Source organism: Glutamicibacter sp. AGC46 (assembly GCF_053543715.1).
Genome location: NZ_JBLVOJ010000025.1, coordinates 166,220 through 175,730, shown reverse-complemented (window position 1 = coordinate 175,730; position 9,511 = coordinate 166,220). Strand labels below are relative to the sequence as shown.

Below are 9,511 nucleotides of genomic sequence, written 5' to 3'. Positions count from 1 at the left end.
CCCCCCCCAGCTCTGCTGCGTCAGTTCACTTCTGGACCAGACCCGCATAATCGGTCTGATAGCCCGTCACCGGCTGGTGAGGGATTTCCTCCCAGCGTTCTGGATCTTCTTGTTGGACTTCGCCCGATGCCATTCCGAGCAGCAATTCCTTGAGCACAAGAACATTTTGGCGAATCAACTTGCCGCGGGACTTCTGCCCGAGGCTTCCGTCACTGCTATTTCCACTGGTTTCAAAGAAGACCACCGGGTTTCGATGCCCGTCGGCATTGATCCCCCGCTAGTTCAAGCCCAGCATCATTGCAGAGACGACGCCGCAGGAATGCCGGGGAAATCAGCCCGTGGGTGCACGAATCGATGCATTCGGGCACGAAAACGGGTTAGTGGCCAGTGTGAACGCCAAAAAATCAGCATTTCGGTGTTGCCTTGGGACCTTGTCAAGTCGTTAGCCTATTGTTAGAGCTATCAGAACCAGCTACAAGGAGCGACTATGGCTTTTTTCCGTAAGGTCAGGCCCGCCGCGTTGTTGAAAAAGCAACCTCAGGACGACAAGCCGACACCCGCCGAGCACCACCGTGTTCCGGCCAAGGACGCCAAACCAGATTTCACGGTCACCAGCCTGTGGACCGATTTGCTAGGACGCCTAGGCATTCGAAGCGCCCAGCTGCTGGTAGTTGGCGCGCTGGCAACATTCCTCATCATCGGCATGCTCCGCTTGACCATGATCGTGATCCCGACGTTGCTGGCCGTCATCATTTCCTGTGCGTTGTGGCCCCTGGTGGTCAAGCTGCGCAAGTTTGTTTCCCCGATGCTGGCAGCATGGATCGTTTTCCTCGGATCCCTATTGGTCCTCGGAGGCATTGGCACCGGCCTGGTCTTCTCGGTCATCAAGGAATGGCCAAAGCTCGTTGACCAAGCTGTTGAGGGCTTCAACCAGCTCAATGACATGGTTCAGGGCTTCATCGGCACGATGCCTTTCAGCGTCGACCAGAGCCAGATCGATAATGTTGTCGAAACGGTAACCGGCTTCTTGACCAGTTCCCAGTTCGGCACCGGCGCTTTGAACACGCTGAGCGCAGCAGGCAGCTTCGTGACCGGCTTGGTCCTGTTGCTGGTAATCCTGTTCTTCTTCCTGAAGGACGGCGACAAGATCTGGGCCTTTGCCGTGTCATGGACTCCACGCCACTACCGCAACAAGTGGATTCTTTCCGGCGACCGCGCGCTGCGCACCTTCGGCGGCTACATCCGCGGTACTGCCACCGTGGCCGCAGTGGATGCTTTGGGCATCACCGCGACGCTGCTGATCGTGCAGGTTCCACTGGCCATCCCGCTAGGCGTCATCGTCTTCCTCGGCTCCTTCGTGCCGATGGTAGGTGCGACCGTTGCCGGCATCTTGGCCACGCTGATTGCATTGGTTACCAACGGACCTGTGGTGGCGCTGATCGTGCTGGCTGCGGTGATCCTGGTGAACCAGCTGGAGGGCAACTTCCTGCAGCCGGTCGTCATGGCCAACGCCCTGAGCCTGCATGCACTGGTCGTGCTGATGGCACTGACCGCAGGCACCGTCCTGGCAGGCATCGTTGGCGCCGTCCTGGCGGTGCCACTGGTGGCCGCTTCATGGGCGGTGATCAAGGTATGGACCGGGCGCGACAAATCCGATGCGGTGGCTGAAGCCAGCGAGGACATCAAGTCTGAAGTCGAGATCAGCGAAGAGCAAGCGGCTTTCGACAAACTCGAAGCGAAGGAACAGCACCAGGAATCCCTCAAGGATTCCGAGTAGCTGTTGCGGCTGGGGCGCTCCTGCACGTCAGGGGCGCCCTTCCTTTTGCCACTTAAATGCTCTTGATCGAATTATTTCCAATTAATTCTCAAAGAGTTCATGCCCTCATCCAGCCCCGGCTTCCCGGGGTTTTCGCGCTGGGGACAAGACCGGTGGACCCGATCCCGCGTTGCCGTGGATGTGGTTTGTGTGTTTAATGTGACTGAAGTGATGGAAGTGGAGCGACGCGGGATGCGCAATCGCCTTGAGAAGTTTTGCTGCATGTCTTCGTTTTCCCCAACAGGGAAAACCCGCGCCACGCTTCGCCCGCAATCAATGTGCTAACGCGCACTGAAGACTGGGAGGTATCCACGTGCTGGAATTCAGCAATGACGGAGCAGATAAGTATCTTTCGCACATAGTCGGCCCTATCACCGACCACCACCAGGTGGTCAGGATCGGCGCTGCAGAGCAGCTGCCGCTGGACTCGACCGCACAGGCGCTCGGAAGTTCGGTGCAGCAGGCAGCTAGCCCGCAAGGAGCTATGCTCGCCCAGGACAGTTTGGATGACTGGTTCTAGGACCCGCTTCCAGGCATGAAAAATCCCGGCAGTTTCCAACTGCCGGGATTTTCGCGTTTCGATCTACTTGCCGAACCAGATGCCGATCTCGCGCTCGGCGGACTCGACGGAGTCCGAACCGTGGACCAGGTTCTGCTGGACCTTCAGGCCCCAGTCGCGGCCGAAGTCGCCACGGATGGTGCCTGGAGCCGCGGTGGTCGGGTCGGTGGTGCCAGCCAGCGAACGGAAGCCGGGGATAACGCCCTGGCCTTCAGCCACGATCGCCACCACCGGACCGGAGAGCATGAACTCAACCAGCGGCTCGTAGAATGGCTTGCCTTCGTGCTCTGCATAGTGCTCGGCGAGCAGCTCGCGAGTAGCTTCCAGCTGCTGCAGCTTGGCAATGGTGTAGCCCTTGGCTTCAATGCGGCCAAGGATCTGTCCGGTCAGACCGCGCTTGACGCCATCTGGCTTGACCAGGATCAGGGTACGTTCAGTCATGTGACTACCTCTTCGTATCGTTGATGTACTTCTTAGGTTCTCAGGCTTGCTCGGGGTTCGCTTTTTCCCAGGCTTCTTGGGCGGCGGCGCGGCGCTTGTTCACTGCGTCGATTTCGCCGCCCTTGTTCAGCGCATACCACCAGCACAGGGCGAAGGCCGCTGCGAGGTAGAACATGTCCGGCAGGATGAAGCCGCACAGGAAGAACACTACCTGCAGGATCCAGCCGATGATGTAGCCGATCTTCTTGCCCAGCAGGGCGCAGTTGAAGATGCACAGCAGCGCCACGGCAGCGCCGAGGCTGAGCACGACCACCGGTTCTCCGCCACGCTTGAGCCCGAAGGCCGCGAGGGTGACGAACACCGCCAGCAGCGCCTCGCAGACCAGCACTGTTGATGCGAACATCATTTTCGTGGAGCGCTGCTTCTTCTTCATCCCAGGACGCCACTCGCGCTGGGCACGGGTGAGTTTAGCCATCAGGATTCGCCTCCCTTGAGCAACAGTGAAATCTCGCCCACCAGTGTAATCGAACCGGTCACCAGCACGCCGCCGGACAAGTCGTTGCCTGCCTCGGCGCGGCCCACCGACCATTCGATGGCATCTTCCAGGTCCTCGGTGACGTGGATGTCCTCTTCCGGCCAGCCAGCGTCGATCGCCATGGTGGACAGTTCGCCGGCCGGGATGGCCCGCGGCGAGGACGACTGGGTGATGCAAATGTCCTCAACCATGTCACCGTACTGCTCGCGCATGGTGTAAAGCATTGCTTCGGCGTCCTTCTCCTGCAAGATGCCAACCATCAGCACCAGGCGGGTGAAGCCGAAGGATTCCTTGATCGCCTCTGCGGTGACGCGTATGCCATCCGGGTTGTGGCCGGCATCCACCAGGATGCTCGGTGCCGCGCGGACCAGTTCCAGGCGGCCCGGGCTGGTGGCGGCCGCGAAGCCGTCGCGGACCAGATCGGCATTCAGCTCGCGCTGGCCGCCGCCCAGGAAGGCCTCCACCGCAGCCAAGGCCACGGTGGCGTTCTGCGCCTGGTGGGCACCGAACAATGGCAGGAAGATCTCGTCGTAGCGCGCCGCTTGGCCCTGGATGGACAGCAGCTGCCCACCCACGCCATGCTGGCGTTCCAGGAGCTTGAAGTCCAGGCTGTCGAAAGCTGCCGGCACCTCAAGCTCGCGGGCGCGAGCCAGCAGCACGTCGGCGGCATCCACCGGTTGCACCGAAGAGACCAGGTAGCCGCCGGGCTTGAGGATGCCGACCTTTTCTTCGGCAATCTCGCCCGGGGTATCCCCCAGCAGATCGGTGTGGTCCAAGGAGATCGGGGTGATCACCGAAACGTCGGCATCTGCCACGTTGGTGGCGTCGGTGATGCCGCCCAGGCCGACTTCGAGCACCACGACATCCACCGGAACCTCGGCGAAAACCGCGAAGGCCAGGATGGTGACAGCTTCGAAGTAGGTCAGCTTGTTTTCGCCGCGCTCGACGAGCTCGGTGTCCACGATCTGAAGGAACGGGCTGATTTCATCCCACACGCGCACGAAGGTCCCGTCGTCTACCGGGGCACCGTCAATGGCGATGCGCTCGGTGACCGAGATCAGGTGCGGCGAGGAGTAGCGGCCGGTGCGCAAGTCGTGCGCCATCAAGAGCGACTCGATCATGCGTGCGGTCGAGGTCTTGCCGTTGGTGCCGGTGATGTGGATGACCGGGCAAGCCTTGTTCGGCTCGCCGAGGATCTCCATCGCGCGGAACATCGGATCCATGCGCGGTTCCATCTTGTTTTCCGGCGCACGGGAGAGCAGTTGCGCGTAGACGCGGTCCAATTCACTCACTAGTTGGCCTCGACTTTTCCAGAATCCAGCTTGGCCACGGTGACCTGCTCGCCATCTACCGAATCATCGGCGACAAGCTCCAGCTGCGCGGTCAGGGTTTCACCTGCCACCAGCTCGCGGTTCGCTTCCAGTGCCGCGATGGCGGCCGTGTTGGCGGTGACCACGGTGTGGATGCGATCCGATACCTGCAGGTCCGCGTCCTTGCGGGCGGACTGGATGGAGCGGATCATGTCGCGTGCGGTGCCTTCGGCAGCCAGTGCCTCGGTGACCTCGGTATCCAGCACCAGGAAGCCGCCGTCGATGACTGCCGCGGCAATTTCGCCTGCTGCATCCACCACGGTGTCCAGGGTGTACTCGCCCTCGGCCAGTTCCAGTCCTCCCGCGGTGACCACCCCGTCGGTGACCGACCAGTCCCCGGACTTGGCGCCCTTGATCGCCTGCTGCACGTTCTTGCCCAGGCGCGGACCGGCCGCACGGGCGTTCACTACCAGCTGCTGGCTGATGCCGTAGCTGGCGGCGTCGACGCCTTCGGCATCGATCAAGGTGACGGCCTTCAGGTTCAGCTCGTCCTTGATGATCGACGCGTAGGTGCCTTCCAGGCGGGCAGCGCCGGTGAGCACAACCTTCAGCTCGGCCAGCGGCAGGCGCACGCGCAGGTTCTTGGCCTTGCGCAGCGAGGAGCCCACGGAGCAGATCTTGCGGGTGGTTTCCATGGTTTCCAGCAACGCGGCGTCGGTTGGGAATTCGCTGACTTCTGGCCAGTCCTCCAGGTGCACCGAACGTTCGCCGGTCAGCCCGCGGAAGATCTCTTCGCTGGCCAGCGGCAGCAGCGAAGCAGTGACCTTCACCAGGGTTTCCAGCGCGGTGTACAGGGTGTCGAAGGCCTGGGTGTCTTCATCGAAGAAACGCTGGCGGCTACGGCGCACGTACCAGTTGGTCAGGGTGTCCATGTACTGGCGCACGGCCTCGGTAGCATCGGAGACCTCGTAGGAATCCAGTGCCTCGGTGACTTCGCGCACCAGCTGGCCCGTGGCGGCCAGCATGTACTGGTCCAGCGGGTCGGTGGAGTCCATCGAGCGCTTGGCCTCGTAGCCGGCCCCGTTGTTGGCGGAGTTGGTGTAGAGGTTGAAGAAGTGCCAGACGTTCCACAGCGGCAGCAGCACCTGGCGCACGCCATCGCGGATGCCCTGTTCGGTCACGACCAGGTTGCCGCCGCGCAGGATCGGCGAGGCCATCAGGAACCAGCGCATGGCATCGGAGCCGTCGCGGTCCAGGACCTCGGTGACATCCGGGTAGTTACGCAGGGACTTGGACATCTTCTGCCCGTCCGAGCCCAGCACGATGCCGTGGGAGATCACGTTGGTGTAGGCCGGGCGGTCGAAGAGCGCGGTGGAGAGCACGTGCATGGTGTAGAACCAGCCGCGGGTCTGTCCGATGTACTCCACGATGAAGTCCGCCGGGTGGTGGCCGGAATCGAACCATTCCTGGTTGTTGAACGGGTAGTGCACCTGGGCGTACGGCATCGAGCCGGAGTCGAACCAGACATCGAGCACGTCTTCCACGCGCTTGAGGGTGCCGGATTCGGCGCAGCCCTCATGGGCCTTGGTCAGCTCGTCGATGAATGGGCGGTGCAGGTCAGGCTGGCCTTCGTGGTTGACCGGCATGCGGCCGAAGAAGTCCTGCATTTCCTGCAGCGAGCCGAAGACTTCGCGGTGCTCGCATTCGGCACCGGTGCATTCCCACACCGGGATCGGCGAACCCCAGTAGCGGTTGCGCGAGATGGACCAGTCGCGGGCGTTTTCCAGCCACTTGCCGAACTGGCCGTGCTTGACATTGCCCGGGATCCAGTTGATCTGCTCGTTCAGCTCGACCATGCGGTCCTTGAACTTGGAGACCTCGACGTACCACGAGGAGATCGCGCGGTAGATCAGCGGGGTGCGGCAGCGCCAGCAATGCGGGTAGGAGTGCTCGTAGGAGGCCTGCTTGACCAGCTTGGCCTCGTCCTTGAGCACATTGGTGATGGTCTTGTTGGCGTCGAAGACCTGCACACCGGCGATCTCGGCCAGCGGGCCGTTGCCGAAGACAGGAAGGAACTTGGCGCCCTCGTCTACCGAGAGGATCACCGGGATGCCGTGCTCTTCGCAGACCTTCTGGTCATCCTCGCCGTAGGCCGGAGCCTGGTGCACGATGCCGGTGCCGTCGGCCACGGTGACGTAGTCGGCGGTGAGAATCTGCCAGGCGTTTTCGGTGCCGTACTTCTCGGTGTCGGTGTAGGTGTCCCACAGCGGCTGGTAGCGCACGCCGGCAAGCTGCTCACCGGTGTAGCTGGCGGTGATGGCCGCAGCGGCTTCCTTGGCATCCTTGTAGCCCAGGTCCTTGGCGTAGGAGCCGAGCAGGTCGCGGGCCAGCAGGAAGGGCCCGGCGGCGGCCGAAGCCTTCACGCCGGCCTCGCCTGCAGGAACCACGACGTAGTCGATCGCCGGGTGCACGGCCAGTGCGGCGTTGGTTGGCAGGGTCCACGGGGTGGTGGTCCACGCCAGGGCCTGCACGCCGGCAAGTGCCTTGGAGGCTTCGGTTTCACCGGCAAGGATGGTGAAGCCCACGGTGACGGTCTGGTCCTGGCGGTTCTTGTAGACGTCGTCGTCCATGCGCAGCTCGTGGTTGGACAGCGGGGTCTCGTCCTTCCAGCAGTATGGAAGCACGCGGAAGCCCTTGTAGGTCAGATCCTTGTCCGAAAGCTGCTTGAAAGCCCAGATGACCGATTCCATGAACTCGACGTTCAGGGTCTTGTAGTCGTTTTCGAAGTCGACCCAGCGAGCCTGGCGGTTCACGTACTGCTTCCACTCATCGGCATACTTCATCACCGAGGTGCGGCAGGCGTCGTTGAACTTGTCGATGCCCATGGCTTCGATCTGCTTCTTGTCGGTCATGCCCAGCTGCTTCATGGCTTCCAGCTCGGCTGGCAGGCCGTGGGTGTCCCAGCCGAAGCGGCGCTCCACGCGCTTGCCGCGCTGGGTCTGGTAGCGCGCTACCAGGTCCTTGACGTAGCCGGTGAGCAGGTGGCCGTAGTGCGGCAGGCCGTTGGCGAAGGGAGGGCCATCGTAGAAGACGAATTCTTCGCCCTCGCGCTGGTCAATGGAGGCCTGGAAAGTGTCGTCGTTCTTCCAGTATTCGAGGACGCGCTTCTCAAGATCTGGGAATCGCGGTGAAGCCGGGGTCGAACCGGTTGGGTCTGTAGTGACCTTCGGGTAGAAGCTCATCGAATGGGCCGTCCTTCAAGCGTAGGGTCGATAAATCCTTGCCTACGAGGACGGCACGAATGCCGCGGTACCACCCCGCTTATCCCCCGCCGCAATGATGGGGAATCGCTTATCTTCAGCTGTGACGGGCTGGTCCCGTTCGGTTCTACTTGGCGTTCATGATGCTCGCGGTTCTTCCGAAGACTCACCGGTGATAGCCGGATCAAAGTCGCAGTCCTTATATCCTACCGCGTGATGCCCCAGCTGAAAATTCCCAGCAGCCTTCGAAATGCAAGTGAGCGCAGGCTCACAGTACGCAGCTGGAAAACCGAAAACGCCATTCCCTGCATTTTCAGGATAGCGCGCCCAGGGGGCCTTGCCGCAAGGCCCCGCATAGGGTCCATAATCAATATCTTCCCCACGAGAACTAGCCAGACCAGGGAGCCCGCGTGCTTACCAAAATCGCAAACACCAACTATTTCGATGCCATCGAGCACAGTCCAGCACCGGAGAACTCGGCCGAGACTGCCGAGGACCAGCAACGGCTCTGCGAAATTGCCAAACGGGTTGGGCAGCTTCGATCCGAAATCATGGAGCGCATTGCCCGACGAGGACAAGACCAGGCCGGCGTGCTGCAGCAATCCCTTGAACGCGATGTTGTACTCAGCGAATTAGCACAGCGGCTGCGCCAGCTGGACCGCATGGGTCCCTACGCCTGCTTAGGCTTCATGGAAATAGCCGGGACCGGCGAGCGCCTATACATTGGCCGCAGTGGCTTGAGCGACGACCAGGGCAAGCAGCTGCTGCTTGATTGGCGAGCCCCGGCAGCAGAACCATTCTTCGCCGCCACCCATGAGAAGGACCATGGGTTGGCCATGAGACGCCGCTACCGTTGGCGCCGGCAACGCATCTGTGACTATTGGGATGAAGTGTTTGATTCCTCCCAGCTGGCTTCCCACGCCCGCCTGGATGACCACTCTTCATTTCTCGCTTCCCTTGGCAGCAAGCGTTCACCAAAAATGCACGACGTGCTCGCAACCATCCAGTCGGACCAGGACGCGATCATCCGGAGAAGCTCGCAAGGCGCGCTGGTGGTTGATGGCGGGCCGGGTACCGGCAAGACGGTGGTCGCCCTGCATCGAGCCGCCTATTTGCTGCATGCGGACCCACGGCTTCAACGCCAGGGCGGCAAGGTTTTGGTGGTAAGCCCGCACGAGGCCTATAGCTCCTATGTCGCTGACATTCTTCCGAATCCCGGCGAGGACGAGGTGCTCATTTCAACGCTTTCGAACATAGTTTCGATTGGCGATGATTTGCCCTCGGAACCGGATCACGGAGTCCACCGCATTAAATCCAGTCTGGCAATGCTGGATGCAGTCAAGAGGGCCGTGCAGGTCTTTGAAGAGCCTCCCTCCGTTGACGTTCAAATCGACATTGGGGAAGCTCAAGCCACTCTGACAACGCAGCTGTGGCGCACTGCGATCACCATGATTGGCGAAGCAACGCCGCACAATGAAGCACGCATCGAATTGCGTGATGCCCTCATTGATCAATTGCTCCCCAAGCCCTCAGAGGCGAAGACACGAAGCCACTGCCGCGCTCGGAGTGGGAGAGAAATCCAGCACTGAA

At 61.4% G+C, this 9,511-nt stretch carries 8 protein-coding genes; 3 read left to right on the top strand and 5 right to left on the bottom strand.

Translation table 11 applies throughout. The features are described 5' to 3' along the window. Nucleotides 1-25 precede the first annotated feature (25 nt). Nucleotides 26-244, bottom strand: a complete 219-nt coding sequence (locus tag ACNPM8_RS15790) for a hypothetical protein (RefSeq protein ID WP_448940175.1) — start codon at nt 242-244, stop codon at nt 26-28. Between the two features lie 243 nt (nt 245-487). Between ACNPM8_RS15790 and ACNPM8_RS15785 the strand changes: the two genes are divergently transcribed. After that, nucleotides 488-1,777 (top strand): AI-2E family transporter, encoded by a 1,290-nt coding sequence (locus ACNPM8_RS15785; RefSeq protein WP_434690687.1) that lies wholly within the window; start codon nt 488-490, stop codon nt 1,775-1,777. 352 nt (nt 1,778-2,129) lie between these two features. Next, nucleotides 2,130-2,336: a hypothetical protein gene (locus ACNPM8_RS15780; protein ID WP_105661425.1), complete on the top strand. Its 207-nt coding sequence runs from the start codon at nt 2,130-2,132 to the stop codon at nt 2,334-2,336. A 63-nt stretch (nt 2,337-2,399) separates the two neighbouring features. On the opposite strand, the gene ndk is transcribed toward ACNPM8_RS15780, so the two are convergent. The 4 genes from ndk to ileS are packed head-to-tail and all read right to left on the bottom strand — an operon-like array spanning nt 2,400 to nt 7,903. Further along, the gene (gene ndk, locus ACNPM8_RS15775) at nt 2,400-2,816 is read right to left on the bottom strand and encodes a nucleoside-diphosphate kinase (RefSeq protein ID WP_105658488.1); all 417 of its coding nucleotides are present in this window, start codon (nt 2,814-2,816) and stop codon (nt 2,400-2,402) included. 40 nt (nt 2,817-2,856) lie between these two features. Continuing rightward, nucleotides 2,857-3,291 carry a DUF4233 domain-containing protein gene (locus tag ACNPM8_RS15770; RefSeq protein WP_105658487.1) on the bottom strand — a complete coding sequence of 145 codons (435 nt, stop codon included), beginning with the start codon at nt 3,289-3,291 and terminating at the stop codon, nt 2,857-2,859. Beyond that, nucleotides 3,291-4,586 carry a bifunctional folylpolyglutamate synthase/dihydrofolate synthase gene (locus ACNPM8_RS15765; RefSeq protein ID WP_388022955.1) on the bottom strand — a complete coding sequence of 432 codons (1,296 nt, stop codon included), beginning with the start codon at nt 4,584-4,586 and terminating at the stop codon, nt 3,291-3,293. Before ACNPM8_RS15765 ends, ACNPM8_RS15770 begins: the two co-directional genes overlap by 1 nt. A 56-nt stretch (nt 4,587-4,642) precedes the next feature. Then, entirely contained in the window at nt 4,643-7,903 is a 3,261-nt protein-coding gene (ileS, locus tag ACNPM8_RS15760; RefSeq protein ID WP_448940174.1) for an isoleucine--tRNA ligase, read from the bottom strand. 428 nt (nt 7,904-8,331) lie between these two features. On the opposite strand from ileS, the gene ACNPM8_RS15755 reads away from it, so the two are divergent. Further along, the gene (locus ACNPM8_RS15755) at nt 8,332-9,510 is read left to right on the top strand and encodes a hypothetical protein (protein WP_448940173.1); all 1,179 of its coding nucleotides are present in this window, start codon (nt 8,332-8,334) and stop codon (nt 9,508-9,510) included. The last annotated feature ends 1 nt before the right edge of the window (nt 9,511 follow it).